The following is a 16,339-nucleotide window of genomic DNA, read 5'->3' as shown; positions in this document are numbered from 1 at the left end:
TCGTAGTTCCACTAACTTTACCGAAACCTCCGCTATTACCTAACCTTAACCATACACTAGATATGCCACTTATTGAACCCGTAGCAGTTCCCGTAACAGTTATACTACTACTCGTTAAAACCTGATTAGCGGAAGGGGATGTGATACTTACTGTTGGGAAATCCGTATCAACAATGAATACTACTGACTGTGTTTGACTTACATTACCATTTGTATCAACAGCAAAGATATAGAAAATGTTAGTTCCATCAGATAGACCACTGACATTAGTGCTCCAAGAAGTAGTTCCAGATACCTTTCCGAAATCTCCAGTATTTCCTAGCCTAAACCAAACTTCTTTGACACCACTGGCATCATCACTTGCTGTTCCTTGTATGGTTATAGAACTAGTATTGACTGACTGGTTGTTTGTTGGATACGTAACCTGTAGAGTTGGTGGAATACCTATAAATACTTGTATGTTATTCGTATAACTATGGTTGTTTGACTTGTCAGTAGCAAAAACCTGTATTGTATTAGTTCCATCCTGAAGTCCTGTAAGGTTTGTTGTCCAGTTAGTAGTTCCTGAAACCTCCCCGAATGTTCCAGAATTCCCTAGCCTGAAAAAGACTTTATTCACACCACTACCCTTATCATAAGATACTCCAACAACTTGAACACTATTAGTTCTGACAACCTGATTACTAACAGGATAATGAACTTGAACTTGAGGTCTTTCTTTAACCAAAAATAATACCTCTTGCGTTGAACTGTAATTACTATATATATCAACACCAAAAGATCTCAATAAATTAGTTCCATCATACAAGTTTGTAAGATTTATTGACCAGTAGTTTTTACCAAACGCACTAGTATAGGGACCTCCATTAATACTTACCTTTACAGAATCAACTTCACTTCCTAGATCAGAAGCAGTCCCGAAGACTAGCACAGAAGTATCATCAAATTCTTGATAATTCGTAGGAGAAACTATTGATACAGAAGGTCTCTCCTTAACTATCACCGAAACAGATTGAGTTATACTTGTATTCCCTGTCTTATCTTCAGAGAAGACATAAACTATGTTTGTTCCATCCTTAAGGGATAGATTAGTACTCCAAGGACCTCCAGACACGCTAGCCACACTAAAAGACAGATTATCGTTAGCCCTTATCATCACCCTGTTTATACCACTCACCAAATCACTGGAAGTTCCAGAAAAACTTACAGAAGTAGTGTTAAATACACTCAAACTACTAGGAAATGTTATTGAGATTGTTGGGGACTCCGTATCAATATAAAATGTTACACTTTGAGTAAGACTATGATTACCAGCATTATCAACTGAATAGATACGGAAAACTTTTTGACCATCTGACAAACCAACAAAATTAGTCTCCCATCCATCAAAACCTTGGATACCAAGTTTTGAAAAAGATGATAAACTATTTAATGAACAAAAAACATCTTTTATACCACTGTATCCACCGATAGCGGGATCATATACCTGACCACTTATGGTTATGGTATTAGTAGCAAAGTATGAATTGTTTGTAGGAAAGGATATTACTACAACTGGTATAGTGTTGTCATTAAATGTTGTATCAACACTGAATATAACTTGTTGCGTGATACTTGAGTTGCCAGCACCATCAACCGAGAAGACATAAATTGTATATATCCCATCCTGTGTCAAACTAATATTAGTCTCCCAATTAGGTGATTGAGATATTTTCGTAAACGTTCCGCTAGAACCACCATCAATCTTAAGCCAAACTTCTATACTACCCCCAAGATTATCATTACATGTTCCATATATACTCAAATTAGTAGTATTAAGTGTTTGACCGTTAGTTGGAAAGATGACACTTACAGTCGGCTTTGAACTATCAACAGTGAAGTTTATCGTTTGAGTAGAACTTACATTCCCTGCTCTATCGTAAGCCCAAACCGAAGCGGTATAATACCCATCAAAATACACAGTTATATTAGTAATCCAATTATCATTACCTAGTATATTATACAATGAACTTGTATTACTTATCTCTACAACTATCATTTTTACACCACTTCTATCGTCAGACGATGTCCCAGCAAAAAGCAAGTTTGTTACATTTAGCACAGAACCGTTTGATATAGAATTCACCGTTACACTTGGAGGAACGGTATCTATCTTGAAGACTATACTTTTTATTATACTTGAGTTATTTTTCTTATCCACTCCGTAGTAGTAGAGTGTGTAATTACCATCACCCGGTAGCAAGATATTTGTAGTCTCACCAGCTACTTCAACGAAGTTTCCATTATCACCAACTCTTATAAAAATACTCTTCAACCCACTACCTGAATCACTACCAGCAAGTTTCACTTGGATATTTGTAGTATTAAATGAATCTCCGTCATTAGGGTGTAGCAACTTGACATCAGGAGGAGTATTATCTATATCTTCACTTAAATCAATAGCAATCGTAGGTAATTTAGAACAACTGTATGTTAAAGACAAAGTAAATATGAATACTATAATCAAGAACCTCAACAACATAACAACCTCCTAGTGGAGACGATAATTTATTGACTTGTTAGTAACGCTATTAACAAAACTACCCCACTCACCTCTGTTTATAGTTGATACATTTCTCGGGAAGATTGACCTCATACCTCCAGGTCCTGGGCTTCCTTGTCCAGCTTTACCATAAAACGCATAGAGGTTGAGCGTATGTCCTGAACTAGCACCACTACCTATAATACTATATGGAACTCTAAAACTATATAGGTTACCACTTCGTGTATAACTAATAGACGATACTACATTATTACCTAAACTATTCTTTGCGCTAAGATTTATCAAGTCTCCACTACTGTTAATATTACCCCATATAATCAATTCCATATTTATTCCAGCAACATTTGTAAACCAGAAATCACCCCAACCAGTAGTCCAATCACCTGACCATCCACTAGCTGATGGCTGATGACCGTTTAGGTTCGTTATATCTATCAATACAAAGAAATGATTAAGAGCAGGATTGCTTAAATTTGTTGCGAATATCTCAATTACAAGATTATTGTTTGAACTTATCACAAAAGCACTTACTATACTACCAGCCCAGAAATCATACTGACCATAACCTAAAAATGTCCTACTCACTGAAAAAGTATTCGTATTGGTAAAACTATGATTGTTACTAGCATCTATACTAAACGCATAAACAGTTATGTTAGTTCTCTCTGGCACATACATAAACTTATAACTCCAGTTTGTAGTTCCTGATGCCTCATAGTAAGGACCCGATAGATTGGTAGATACCATAACTTTACTAACTAGAGTATTATCATTAGCAAAACCACTCACCTCAACCCCTCCTGATGTTAGATCGTTAGTTATATTAGTCCCAATTGTAAATATTGAGACCGTAGGCCTTTCTTGAACTATGAAAGTTATGGTATTTGTGAGACTCACATTACCTGCTTCATCAACAACATAAACATAAACAGTATTACTACCGTCATTAAGGTTTGAGAATGTTTTACTCCAAGGCAGAGTGGCAGATGAAGTAGTATTTACTTTTTCAAATAACCCATCATTTATCTTTACAAAAACACCTGAAACTAATATGTTATCCGACGATGTTCCATTCACTACCACAACACTGTTCGTTGATAAGTGATTGTTCGTAGGGAAACTTATTGACACATTAGGCTTATTGGTATCTATAACAATGCTAACAGATTGTGTTAAACTGACATTACCAGCATTATCAACAGAGTAATAATAAATTGAATGATCACCCACACTAGAAAAAGATATATTAGTGCTCCAATTCACAGTGCCATTTGCCCTACCAAAGTATCCTGAACTACCAACTCTAACATACACTCCTTCTACCAAACTCCTATCATCACTAGCGAAACCTGAAACAGATACATTAAGAGAGTTGAGATTTTGATTGTTAGTAACTGATGAAACTGAAACTGTTGGGGGTTGTGTATCTATAATAACATCAACTTCACTGAATACACTACTCTTTTGAGAGTTATCAATACTGTATGCAGTTATCTTGAATGTTCCATCACTAGACACTTGAATGTTTGTAGTCCAATTCGTGTTAGTTACATAGTTTGAAATCTCAACAACTTTACCAAAGTCCCCAATATTACCAACTCTAATTAATACTTCCTTAACTCCACTTGAACTATCTGTAGCAATACCTGAAACAGCAAACTCTCTCGTTTTCAAAAACTGTCCATTAGACAAATTCGTTATAGACAAACTCGGAGCCAGTATATCAACTACAAAATTAACAGACTGAGTAATACTTGAGTTAGTCTGAAAATCCAAACAAAAGATTTCAAAATTATATACCCCATCTGATAACAAAAGTGGTATGATCCAGATATTTGTTCCTGATATTTGGTTAAAAGCCCCTGATGAGTTTATTCTATACCTTATCTTGTCAATACCACTTCCTAGATCGTTCGCATTTCCTACGATATTGACATTTGGTTCGTTAAATATCTGCCCCTCAGATGGTGATATTATAGAAATAGTAGGGATCTCACTGATTACAAAGGATACACTCTGTGTCAGACTATGGTTCCCAAAATTATCAACAGAATATGCTTCAAGTGTAGTACTACCATCACTGAGATTATTAATATTTGTTATCCAATTACCTGTTGTTTCAATCTTTACGAAATTGTTAGTTCCAATCCTAACCCATACCTCTTTTATGCCGCTACCCTGATCACTTGAAGTTCCTTCTACTGTTATTGAATTACTAGTAAATTTGTGATTGTTGGTTGGGAATATAATGGAGACCAAAGGTCTGATGTTATCAACGAAAAATTTTCTAGTATTAGTTATACTATGATTACCAGCAGTGTCAATAGCATATACCTGTACGAAGTAAGTTCCCTCTGTAAGTCCAGAGATATTAGTAGACCAGTTCGTTGTCCCGCTAAGTTTGTAAAACGGAAGATTCGTGTTTGTCGTTCCAACTATTCTAAACCAAACTTCAACTACACCCCTACTATCATAAGAAGTTCCATACACACTTAAACTTCCAGAATTGATATTTTGCTCTTCGGAAGGATGAATAATACTCACAACAGGGCTCGTATCATCAAGTATGAAACTAATTACTGAAACATTCGTATTCCCAGCAAAATCTACTGATACTATTCTAAGGATATTCAGACCAGGAGTCATGTTGATATTAGTGCTAACATTCGTTGAACTGAAAGTGTAGTTAGTCAAGGATGTATTTATAAGAACTTGCTTAACACCACTAACCTCATCAAAAACATCAACAATTACACTCACAGGATTTTTTACTATTGCTCTGTTGCTTGGAGATAGAATTGTAATACTTGGCTCAATAGAATCCACTTTGAATGAAACACTTTGAGTCATACTCGTATTATTACTAATATCAACAGCATAAACCTGTAAGACATGAGTCCCTTGAGAAAGGTTGGACAATACCTTACTCCAAGATGTAGTCCCTTCAACTAAAACAAACTGTCCTTCATCAACCCTTATATAAACACCACTTATTCCTGAAGAAACGCTATTCCTTGAACTATTCGTTGAGTCATAAGCATTACCAATAACAACTATATTACTGCTAGTCAAAATTGAGTTATTCGTAGGATACTTCACCAAAACTACAGGTCTATCATTATCAGACTTGACCAGATCAGAAAACTCTGGTAATTTGCTACAACTATACGCTAAAAGTGTAAAAAGCACAGTAATTACAAAAATTCTTCTCATACTTCTTAACTCCTAATATAGTCTAACGAATATGATAATAAACAAGTGTCAATTCTTCAAATCTTAATAAATAAATTTACTTCAAAACTTACATAACGAAGTTTTAATGATAAATAATCACTATTGATGGTGTTCAAAACGAGAAATTATCTTATACTTTTACAAACTCATTCCTTATTACTACCTAATCCTCAAGATATACAGTGATTTTTTAAATACACTCGTCCTTATTTGAAAAAAATTCACAAGACACATTAATAATTTTTTTATGACGCCAGAAGAAACTAGAAAGCGAGTTGAGGAATTGAGAAACTTAATAAGACATCATGACTATCTCTACTATGTTCTAAACCAACCAGAAATACCCGATAGTGAGTATGACAAACTCTTTAGAGAACTTGTTGAACTTGAGAGAAAGTTTCCAGAACTCATTACAAAAGACTCACCTACCCAGCGCGTAAGCGGAACAGTCGCTAAAGAGTTCAAAGAAGTTAGACACTTATTTGAGATGTATAGTTTAGCAAACACACAGAAGTATGAGGACTTTGAGGAGTTTGTGAAAAGGTTGAAAAAACTATCAGAAAGGGATGATATTGAGTTTATTTGTGAATATAAGTTTGATGGGCTCGCAGTTGAGATTGTATATATTGATGGTATCCTTTCATACGCATCAACGCGAGGAGATGGAACAGTCGGTGAGGATGTTACAGAAAATGTGAAAACTATTCGCAATGTGCCACTATCAATACCTTACAAGAACGAGGTTGCAGTCTATGGTGAGGTTATAATGTTCAAGGAAGACTTCGTTAAGTTAAACGAAGAGAAAGAAAGGTTAGGAGAACCTGTGTTTGCAAACCCAAGAAACGCATCCGCAGGCTCTCTCAGACAACTTGACCCTAGAATTACAGCATCAAGAAAACTCAAATTCTACGGCTACTATGTTAAGTCAAGGTTTGACCTTGGTATCAAAACTCAGTCAGAAGCAATTCAACTTTTAAAATCTTGGAGGTTCGCCACACCTGATGTATTTGTATCATCAAACCTAAAGGAGATAGAGGAATACCATTCTAAGATAGAAGCAGAGAGAGATAAGTTGCCTTTTGATATAGATGGAATAGTTGTTAAAGTCAATGACCTCTATCTTCACGAACTACTCGGTGCTGTCGGTAGAGATGTTAGATGGGCTATCGCTTGGAAATTCAAACCAGAACAAGGTATCACAAAAGTCAGAGACATCACTTTTCAGGTCGGTAGGACCGGTGTCATAACCCCTGTCGCAGAACTAGAACCTGTAAGAATAAAAGGAGCAAACATATCAAGAGTTTCACTACATAACTTTGATGAGATAAAAAGACTTGATATTAGGATTGGAGATAAGGTTATCGTTGAAAGGTCTGGAGATGTTATACCCTATGTTGCTGGAGTGTTGAAAGAAGAAAGAGATGGAAACGAAAAAGAAATCACGCCACCTGAATACTGCCCCGTTTGTGGAAGTAAGGTTGTGAGGTTTGAAGGAGAAGTTGCATATAGATGTATAAACAACTCCTGTCCCGCACAGATCGTTGAGAAACTTAAGTATGTCGTATCAAAAGGTAGATTTGATATACAAGGACTCGGAGATGAGATAATTGAGAAACTCTTTGAACTAGACTACGTCAAAGACATCTCTGATATATTTTACCTTGATGCAAGAAAGCTTTTTCTCTCTGGCGTCGGTGAGAAAAACTCCGTAAAAATTGAGAAAGCAATCCAGAACGCAAAAACTATTGATTACGATAGGTTCATAACATCACTTGGCATAAGGTATGTCGGAGAACAGACATCAAAACTCTTGAGCCTTAAGTTCCAACCGATTGAAAAACTTATAAACGCAACCTATGAAGAGTTGCTAACGGTTGAAGGAATTGGAAACATTGTAGCAAACTCAATAGTTTCATTCTTCAAAAACGAAAAGAATGTTGAAAGCATAAGAAGAATGTTAGACGCTGGTGTTAAGATAATTTACCCAAAAATAGAGGAGTCATCACTAGCCGGCAAGACAGTAGTAGTAACCGGAACACTCAAAAACTTCTCAAGGGATGAAATAAAAAGAGTTTTAATGTCTTTAGGTAGCAAGGTTTCCGAAAGCGTTTCCATAAAAACAGATTTCGTAATAGTGGGTGAAAATCCTGGAAGCAAGTATGACAAAGCGAAAGAATTGAATGTAAAAACGGTCTCAGAAGAAGAATTTATCCAACTAACAGGTAAGACTCTCAACGAACTTAAGAAACTCATCTCAAAGGACCAAAACCTTCAGTTATTCTAGGGTATAGGTTCTATCCATTCAAACTCTTTAAGCCTTTTGAGTTTCTCTCTGTTTTGAGCAATTTTTTTGAGTAGTCTCCTTATGGTAACATCGTAATACAACTCATTATTAAGTAGTTTTCTGTATTCATCCTCCATATAGTAGAGTATTGTAGCATAAACCTGTGAGTCAAACCTTGAAACGAGCCTAGCATACTTCTTCGCAATCTCAAACCAACCGAGAGCAGACTTGAAGTATGCTTCCGCTATTTCATACCCTTCAAGCAACTCCTTTTCATATTCCTTACTGTAAAAGTATATGTTGTCCTTGTAAAACTGCTTACCGAAATCTAAATAGTTCTTCGTAAGCAGAAGTGCCATATGTGTTTTCACAAGATACTTATACCTTTGCCAGTGTGTTTCATTACTTATTGGTGTCATAGCCCTTATCGGATGGTCAAAAGGTAATACCCAAGCAAGTTCAAGAAAGTAGATATTCCTAGAAACATTATCCAAATCCTGATAAAGCCATTCGTGGTAGATCTGGAAGAAATCTTCAACATACTTAAGTCTCTTGCTTATCGCTTTGAACTTGAAATCCTCTGCATCAGCAAAAACATTCAGGTTTAGGATACATAGTATGATAACAACAAAAATTACTCTCACAAACATTTCAAAAGAATTTTCGGATTTACCTAATGAAAATTTGCTAAATATCATCCGTTTATTAACCATAATACATCACCTCTTCACTAAACCTCCCGTGAGAGTTGAATAAAAGTCCTTGCTATCTCACCTCTTAAACCAATCTCTTTCCAACTCTTAATATTTTTGATTTTCATACTTCTCTACATACTTATCTATGTCAAACTTCTTTTGAAGTCCGTTAGCACTCATATATCTCACTCTGCCGAAAATTTTTCTCTCACTGAAAGGTCTATCAAAACTACCAAAACACCAAGAAATACCAGCATATCCATTCGGGTCTCTACCATCCAGTTCATACTTGTCGTTGAGATAACAAGCAATATCAAATGCCTCTCTTGGTGTTCTGGTCCACTCTATAAGTTTTTTAGCCCAATACATTCTCATATAGTTGTGCATTTTACCTGTTATGAGTAATTCTTTTTGCGCAGAGTTCCAATACTTGTCGTGTGTTCTTGCGTTCTCCAAATCCTCTAGGGTGTATATGTACTCTCTTTCGTCCCTTGAGTGCTCCTCTAATGTCTGTTTAGCCCAATCTGGTATTCCTTCGTACTTGTTGTAGTTTGGATTATAAAATACGAAATTTCTTGCAAGTTCCCTCCAAACAACAAGTTCATTAACATAAGACTGAACATTAGGGTCATCAAAAGAGTGAAACTTAAGTATCTCGTTTATTATCTCAACAGGAGATATGTTACCAAAGTGCAGGTAAGGACTCAAGTTAGATTGAAAGTCTTTTGTTGGGTCGCTTCTGTATTCTTTATAGGAATGAAGCTTGTTATGAATAAAACCAGTAAGTCTCTTTCTTGCTTCATCATATCCACCTACAAAGCTAGAAACGGGTTTAACACTTTTGCCAATATTTAGGTTGTCAAGATATTCTTGAACGGTATTGAAGTAAAATTCATCTCCGAAGTCAAGATGGTCTGATTTTATACTAGGTGTCTGAACTTCAAACTCTACAAGGTAGTTTTTGATTATGGGCATAATTTTATTTCTTACCAAGTAAGCGTAAGGCTCTTCCTTGTTTGAAAGAACTTCAACAGGAACAACAACATCGTTATCAACCTCAAATACCGCAACATCAACGCTTCTAGCAACTTCACTCCTCCACTTTCTTTGGAGACTCAAGTAGTTTCTGTCTAAAACAATACAACAGGATTTTTTACCGAATTCAACACATCCAGAGACATAATCTCCTTTCCTTATGAAAAACTTTATTCCAAGGTCTTCAAAATCCTTTCTCAACTTTAGAATCCCTTCTATCATGAACTTGTAGTATCTGATGTTTGAATGTTTGTACCTATCGGTGATGTTAAAAAGAACGACTACAGGTTTGTTGTTTTCATTCGCCAACTTAACCGCAAGAAGAAGAGAGTAGTTATAGTTAATTCTTTGACTCGCTTCCATACAATACAGGATGTAGTCTCTTGAAGAGTCTATGCCATAGCCGTTTATCTTTTTCACCCTAGTTTCTAAAACCATAATCCAAGTTTAAAAAATCTATCAGACTACCAAAAGTTTGTCAAGTCCGTCTGGATAATACAAACCTAATCTGACAAGTATCAAGGTAATAATACCTTTATACCCTTTTGCTGTGCTAACTTTTTGTATCCTCGTATATGAAAAAGGTCTTCAGCGAACTTTAGTATAGCTTTCTTAGAACTCAATCCCCACCTACTACCTATCGCATCAATCTTCTTATCAAACTTTCAGCGGTTTCATCTATCTTTTCAATTAACTCTGCTTTGACTTCAAGGACAAATTTCTTAAGGTCTTCCGACTGTTCCCCAAGAGCATAGTAAAATTCCTTTCCTAACCCCTCCGATTGCTTCCCTAGCGCTTCATAGAACTCTCTCTTCAGATCTAGCGATTGTTTTACTAACGCTTCCTCAAGATATGCCTTTGTGACAAGGTCATCACCATACAGTTTAAGGATTAACCTATGAACTTCAAAAGCAAAATCCTTATCCGTCCTTATAAGGTTAAGTATTTTCTCTTTCAGTTCTGTATCAGTCATATTTAAAGTATAATCACACTCCACAAGCTATGTCAATTATGTAAGTCCTTCAAAACCAATTCCTAGAAAGTAAAACCTCGCGACTACTCTACCAAAGTTCTTGAGTTCTCAAAGACTATATTAGCAGACTAACAATCAGAACATACACACCCAGTAGCAGTGAATATACAATACATATTGGTAATGTAGTTGAAATAATCTGTTTTTCGTATCCTTGTAGTCCTACTGCGGATGAAGCAACCGCTATACTTTGAGGTGAAATCATTTTACCAGCGGTAGCACCAGAGGTATTTGATGAAGCAATCCATTCAACATTGAAGCCAAGATTTTTAGCAGTTTCCTTCTGTAAAACTCCGAACAGTATGTTTGAACTGGTATCACTTCCAGTTATGAATGTTCCCATTGCACCAATGAGTGGTGAGAAGAGAGGATACAACACACCTGAAACTCCAGCAATCAATACAGCAGTACTTATTATCATTCCCGTGTTCCCCATAACTTTCGCAAGTATTACTATACTAACTATTGTAAGAGCACTCCATTTTATCTTATCCAGCGTCTCAATAAATGTCTCTAGTATAATCTTGAAATTAACCCCCATCACAAATGCACTTACCAGTGAAGAAATGAGTAGGAGAGTTCCAGGAGTTGTGAGGTAATCAATCTTCATCACTTTACCCTGAACCTCAAATGTTATTACAAAAGGATATTTATTGAGATATTCTGGAAACACAAGTCTTGTTAGTATCACGAGAACGAGAAGTATAGCATAATTCAACATAGGTAAAAGAACTTCCTTCAAGTAAGGATTTGGAGATTTGAACTGCTTAACAACTACTACAGTAGCCAAAGAAACTAGACTTCCAAGAACCGCAACTAGTTCAGGTCCTAAAAAGAAAGCAACGAGTGTTTGAGTAAGAGTAAACACAAAACCTATCATCAAAGCATCCTTCATAGACTTACCTATTCCCTTAAAGCCATCGTTAGATATAACAACAATGAGTAGTGGAATGAGTAATGAAAATGGTACCAATTGTAGAGCAACGAACCTAGTAAGTTGTTCAAGAGGTTCTTTAACTATGTTACTCAATACTATTACAGGTAGTCCTAGCGCACCGAAAGCAACAGGCACTGAGTTTGCCACAAGTGATATAACAGCAGCCTTAACAGGATTGAAACCCAATGATACTAGCATACCTGTTGGTATCGCAACCGCAGTCCCGAAACCCGCAACACTCTCAAGAAATCCTCCAAAGCAGAACGCTATCAAAACCGCCTGTATATTCCTATCTTCAGTTATACTATTCAAGAATACTTTTATCTTTTCAATAGAACCAGTCTTAACACTTATAAAGTAAGTAAAGACCGCAGCGAAAATTATCCACATTATCGGTATGATTGCTAAGACAAAACCCTCTAGGAAAGAAACTAAAAGAAGATTATAGTCAGTGTTCCAAACGAGTGATAGAGCAGATGTCACTATCATTGTGAAAAATGTTATCCAATGCATCTTTATCTTTGTCTTCAGTATCCCGAAGCCTATCAGAAAGAATGGTATCAGGCTTATAAGTCCGAGTAAATATGCTGGAAGTACAACATCAGAAGACATAACCACCCCCTATTTTTAGAGTTATTTTCATTATTTTGATAACTCACTTTCTAGATAGCGAGATAAAACCCCAACAACGATTTCTGTTTGTCCTAACCCCAACATTCTCTAAAGTCATAACATAACAATTCTACGCTCAGTTTAGTTAGACAAAATTAGACTTATCCATAAACTAGCAGTTAGTGCATGAAAAGCATTGTAATTTAAGTAAGTAATTCGTTGTATATCGTGTTATCACACACAAAAGATGTAGAATACTGACTATATTGACAACAAAACTATTTGCGAGTTGTTAGATTTTGTAAAACAACTTATCTACCGAACACTATTTGTTATTACCTTCCTCCGTTATAGCACCTCTTTTGCTTAAAACAACTGATATACCTAGAAGTATCAATGAGACAACAACGGCAGATATCCTTAACCACAGTGGTAAGTCAAGTATAACAATAGGTGCGATAAGTAGTGATACTAGGTTTATAACTTTAATAAGAGGGTTAAGAGAAGGTCCTGCTGTATCTTTAAACGGATCTCCAACGGTATCTCCTACAACTGCCGCTTTGTGTTCATCAGTTCCTTTACCACCTAAAAATCCATCCTCAATCTTTTTCTTTGCGTTATCCCAAACACCACCAGCGTTTGCCATAAACACCGCAAGCAACTGACCTGTCAGTATCGCACCTGCTAAGAATCCACCTAATGCTTCCGCTCCAAGCAAGAAACCTACCAAGATAGGAGAGAATATTGCAAGTATTCCTGGACCTATGAGTTCCTTCTGTGCAGCAAATGTAACTATCTCAACAGTCTTACCATAATCAGGTTTCTCTTTCCACTCCATAATACCCGGTTTCTCTCTAAATTGTCTTCTAACCTCTTCTACGACCAAGAACGCAGCCCTACCAACCGCCTTGATAGCAAAGGAAGAAAATAGGAATGGAACTGCCCCACCAATAAGGAGACCTATAAACACCTCTGGAACATTTATCTGAATACCCTTAAGGAATAACTGTGCTTCGTCAATGAATGATCTAAATAGTGATATTGCAGCGATAACTGCAGTAGCGATAGCAAGACCTTTTGTCAAAGCCTTCGTTGTATTACCAATAGCATCCATTCTATCAAGGACTCTACTTGCGTTTTGATTTTTCACTCCTGACATTTCAAATATTCCGTGAGCGTTATCGGTAATAGGGCCATAAGTGTCCATAGCAAGTATGTATCCTGTTGTTGTTAGCAATCCTAATCCTGTGAGAGCAATACTGTAAGCAGCAAGAGATAGGCTGTCGGGGAATATCAGTAACGCTCCACCGATCGTGCCTGCTATCACAACGATTGCCCAAACCGTAGACTCAAGACCAACCCCCATACCTGTTAGTATCACTGTCGCAGGACCCGTCTTGCTTGAGTATGACACTTCCGTAGCAGGTTTTTTATCAGGATGTGTAAAGTAATCAGTAAGCCACATGGTAACTACTGCAAGGAAGATACCTATGGATGGAGGGATCAAGAACCTAAAATCTGGCTGTCCAGTGTTTGGATCTATAAGATAGAAATATATCACGATAGCAAAACCTATTATGGAAAGAATAGCAGATACTATGTATCCTCTGTTTATACCTTTCATCGGGTCTTGCTCATCCTCCTTCATCCTAACACTCCAGATACCTACCATGGATGAGAAGACGCCTATCGCCCTAAGTATTAGGGGGAACATTATAAGTTTCAACGCAAACATTTCAGCATTCTGACCGTAGGTTTGAGTGAAAACTGGGTCAAGAAGAGTAGCGGCAGCAAGGATTATCGCAGCAACTAGCGTAACTTCATAAGATTCAAAAACATCTGCAGTCATTCCGGCACAATCTCCAACGTTATCGCCTACATTATCCGCAATAGTTGCAGCGTTTCTTGGGTCATCCTCTGGTATTCCTTTTTCAACCTTTCCAACAAGGTCTGCACCAACATCCGCAGCCTTTGTATATATTCCACCCCCAACCCTCATAAACAAAGCAGCAAGTGCAGCACCAAAACCAAAACCTACCAAAACTTTCATTGCTTCTTCTCTAAAAGCCATAAATATGATCGTAGCACCAAGTAGTCCAAAACCAAGAGTGAACATTCCAGAAACTGCACCGGCTCTAAAGGAAATCTTAAGAGAATCTGAAAAACTCTTGGTCAAAGCAGTATAAGCAGTTCTAACATTCGCCTTTACGGACAACCACATCCCAACAAAACCAGCTCCGTAAGACGCAAAAACTCCCATAAGAAATGCTATAGCAATACCCAACGGCAACCTTATGTCTTTGTAGATAGATTGATAAACAAAGAATAGTATCACCATCAAAGCAATAATAAACCATATCATCGTGTTAAACTGTCTTCGTAGATAGGCCATAGCACCTTCCTCTATAGCGGAAGAAACTTCTAACATCTTCTTATCACCAACTTCAACCTTTATAACATACCTTACTAGAAATATTCCATAAATCAGAGCAACTATTGAGCTTGCCAGAACAAAGAATAATATCCCCCACTCTGTCTGACCGAACTGGGGTAAAACTATCTTACCTTCCATACAAACCTCCCAGTTTTGATTATCAAAGAAATACTAATCACTTTCAATATTGAAAGCGAGGAAGTCTTGTTTTACAATTAGAACTATCTATTAACTATTATGGGAGGGGAATTTATGTATGAGTTTGATGAAAATCCTACTAATATAAAGGTTTTAGGTGTAGGAGGAGCAGGTTGTAATGCTGTCAACAGAATGATACAAGCTGGTCTTAAAAATGTTGACTTTATAGCAGTTAATACTGATGCTCAAGCGCTATCAACAAGTTTATCACCCACCAAGATACAAATAGGACAAAAGAGAACAAAAGGTCTAGGTGCTGGTGCAGATCCTAAAGTAGGTGAAGAAGCAGCAAACGAGGATAGAGACTTAATCTATGACGCATTAAGAGGGTCTGATATGGTATTCATCACCTGCGGTATGGGTGGAGGAACAGGAACAGGTGCTGCACCTGTTATATCACAGATTGCTAGAGAACTCGGAGCACTCACAGTAGCAGTCGTAACGAAACCATTCTTAACCGAAGGTAAGAAGAGAATGGACAGAGCGGAAGAAGGTATAAAAAAGTTAAAACAACATGTAGATACACTCATAGTTATTCCAAACCAAAATCTCTTCAAAATCCTAGATAAGAAAACTCCTATAGAACAAGCATTCCTGAAGGCAGATGAAGTTTTAATGCAAGCGATACAAGGAATGTCAGACATAATAACAAAGCCAGGCTTAATAAATGTAGACTTTGCCGATGTTAGAACAGTCCTCAAGGAAGGAGGAGAAGCATTGATGGGTATAGGTGTTGATACAGACCCCAAGTCGGTCGCTCAAAAAGCCATAAACAATCCACTTGTTGACAATATTTCCTTTAGAGGTGCAAAAGCAGTTCTAGTCAACATAACAGGCGGACGCAAATTATCACTTGACGATATAAACACAATAATGGAAACGATAAACGAGACGGCAGACAAAGAAGCAAACATAATAATGGGAGCATGTCCTGATGAGGCAATGGGTGATAACATAAGAGTCGTAGTCATAGCAACTGGGTTCCCATCACAATCAGAAACTGTATTCCAACAACAGCAACAATCTAGTATTGAAAAAGATACAAACGTAGGACTTAACCAAGGTGAAGTAAAAGTAGTCCCTGGTATAGGAAAGATAATATCAAGACAGGACTTCTTATCCAAGAGAAGAACAATAAGATCACTTGAAGACAGTGATAAAGATGTTCTTGACCTCTCTACTCCTGCTATCCTCAGAAAGAATAGATTTGCTTCTCTATCTTCAATTGAAGATTACGATGAAGGAATAAGTAGAAAATTCTAACCAGCATCTCATAAAAGGACTTTGAAGGAATTTTCTAGTTAGAAATGTAATTTCAATATCATTGCTTCCCTT

At 36.8% G+C, this 16,339-nt stretch carries 9 protein-coding genes; 2 read left to right on the top strand and 7 right to left on the bottom strand.

Annotated elements, in window-relative coordinates; translation table 11 throughout:
• Nucleotides 1-2,521, bottom strand: a 2,521-nt coding sequence (locus NZ579_02430; protein MCS7298805.1) for an Ig-like domain-containing protein, incomplete at its 3' end; no start/stop codon positions are given.
• Nucleotides 2,522-2,530: 9 nt separating this feature from the next.
• On the bottom strand, nt 2,531-5,755 hold the full coding sequence (locus NZ579_02425) for an Ig-like domain-containing protein (GenBank protein MCS7298804.1): 3,225 nt from the start codon (nt 5,753-5,755) through the stop codon (nt 2,531-2,533).
• A 268-nt stretch (nt 5,756-6,023) separates the two neighbouring features.
• On the opposite strand from NZ579_02425, the gene ligA reads away from it, so the two are divergent.
• A complete protein-coding gene (gene ligA, locus NZ579_02420) occupies nt 6,024-8,060 on the top strand; it encodes an NAD-dependent DNA ligase LigA (GenBank protein ID MCS7298803.1) in 2,037 nt (678 codons plus the stop codon).
• On the opposite strand, the gene NZ579_02415 is transcribed toward ligA, so the two are convergent.
• From NZ579_02415 to NZ579_02395, 5 genes are all read right to left on the bottom strand, one after another.
• A complete protein-coding gene (locus NZ579_02415) occupies nt 8,057-8,773 on the bottom strand; it encodes a hypothetical protein (GenBank protein MCS7298802.1) in 717 nt (238 codons plus the stop codon). The two genes, ligA and NZ579_02415, sit on opposite strands and share 4 nt — an antisense overlap.
• Nucleotides 8,774-8,860: 87 nt before the next feature.
• Nucleotides 8,861-10,228, bottom strand: coding sequence for a deoxyribodipyrimidine photo-lyase (locus NZ579_02410; GenBank protein ID MCS7298801.1), 1,368 nt, complete (start codon nt 10,226-10,228; stop codon nt 8,861-8,863).
• Nucleotides 10,229-10,427: 199 nt separating this feature from the next.
• The gene (locus tag NZ579_02405; protein MCS7298800.1) at nt 10,428-10,763 is read right to left on the bottom strand and encodes a hypothetical protein; all 336 of its coding nucleotides are present in this window, start codon (nt 10,761-10,763) and stop codon (nt 10,428-10,430) included.
• Nucleotides 10,764-10,878: 115 nt separating this feature from the next.
• Nucleotides 10,879-12,372, bottom strand: coding sequence for an L-lactate permease (locus NZ579_02400; protein ID MCS7298799.1), 1,494 nt, complete (start codon nt 12,370-12,372; stop codon nt 10,879-10,881).
• A 325-nt stretch (nt 12,373-12,697) separates the two neighbouring features.
• A complete protein-coding gene (locus NZ579_02395) occupies nt 12,698-14,944 on the bottom strand; it encodes a sodium-translocating pyrophosphatase (GenBank protein MCS7298798.1) in 2,247 nt (748 codons plus the stop codon).
• 114 nt (nt 14,945-15,058) lie between these two features.
• On the opposite strand from NZ579_02395, the gene ftsZ reads away from it, so the two are divergent.
• Entirely contained in the window at nt 15,059-16,267 is a 1,209-nt protein-coding gene (gene ftsZ / locus NZ579_02390; GenBank protein MCS7298797.1) for a cell division protein FtsZ, read from the top strand.
• Nucleotides 16,268-16,339: the final 72 nt, after the last annotated feature.

This window comes from Spirochaetota bacterium, from assembly GCA_025061835.1.
Lineage (GTDB): Bacteria > Spirochaetota > Brevinematia > DTOW01 > DTOW01 > SKYB106.
Note: the sequence above shows the minus strand (reverse complement) of the source record. Positions and strands in the feature narration are given on the sequence as shown.

Bases quoted from the DNA above. Each gene is read 5' to 3' on its own strand.
- NZ579_02425 (MCS7298804.1), bottom strand. From the start codon at position 5,755: ATGAGAAGAATTTTTGTAATTACTGTGCTTTTTACACTTTTAGCGTAT.
- ligA (MCS7298803.1), top strand. From the start codon at position 6,024: ATGACGCCAGAAGAAACTAGAAAGCGAGTTGAGGAATTGAGAAACTTA.
- NZ579_02415 (MCS7298802.1), bottom strand. From the start codon at position 8,773: ATGGTTAATAAACGGATGATATTTAGCAAATTTTCATTAGGTAAATCC.
- NZ579_02410 (MCS7298801.1), bottom strand. From the start codon at position 10,228: ATGGTTTTAGAAACTAGGGTGAAAAAGATAAACGGCTATGGCATAGAC.
- NZ579_02405 (MCS7298800.1), bottom strand. From the start codon at position 10,763: ATGACTGATACAGAACTGAAAGAGAAAATACTTAACCTTATAAGGACG.
- NZ579_02400 (MCS7298799.1), bottom strand. From the start codon at position 12,372: ATGTCTTCTGATGTTGTACTTCCAGCATATTTACTCGGACTTATAAGC.
- NZ579_02395 (MCS7298798.1), bottom strand. From the start codon at position 14,944: ATGGAAGGTAAGATAGTTTTACCCCAGTTCGGTCAGACAGAGTGGGGG.
- ftsZ (MCS7298797.1), top strand. From the start codon at position 15,059: ATGTATGAGTTTGATGAAAATCCTACTAATATAAAGGTTTTAGGTGTA.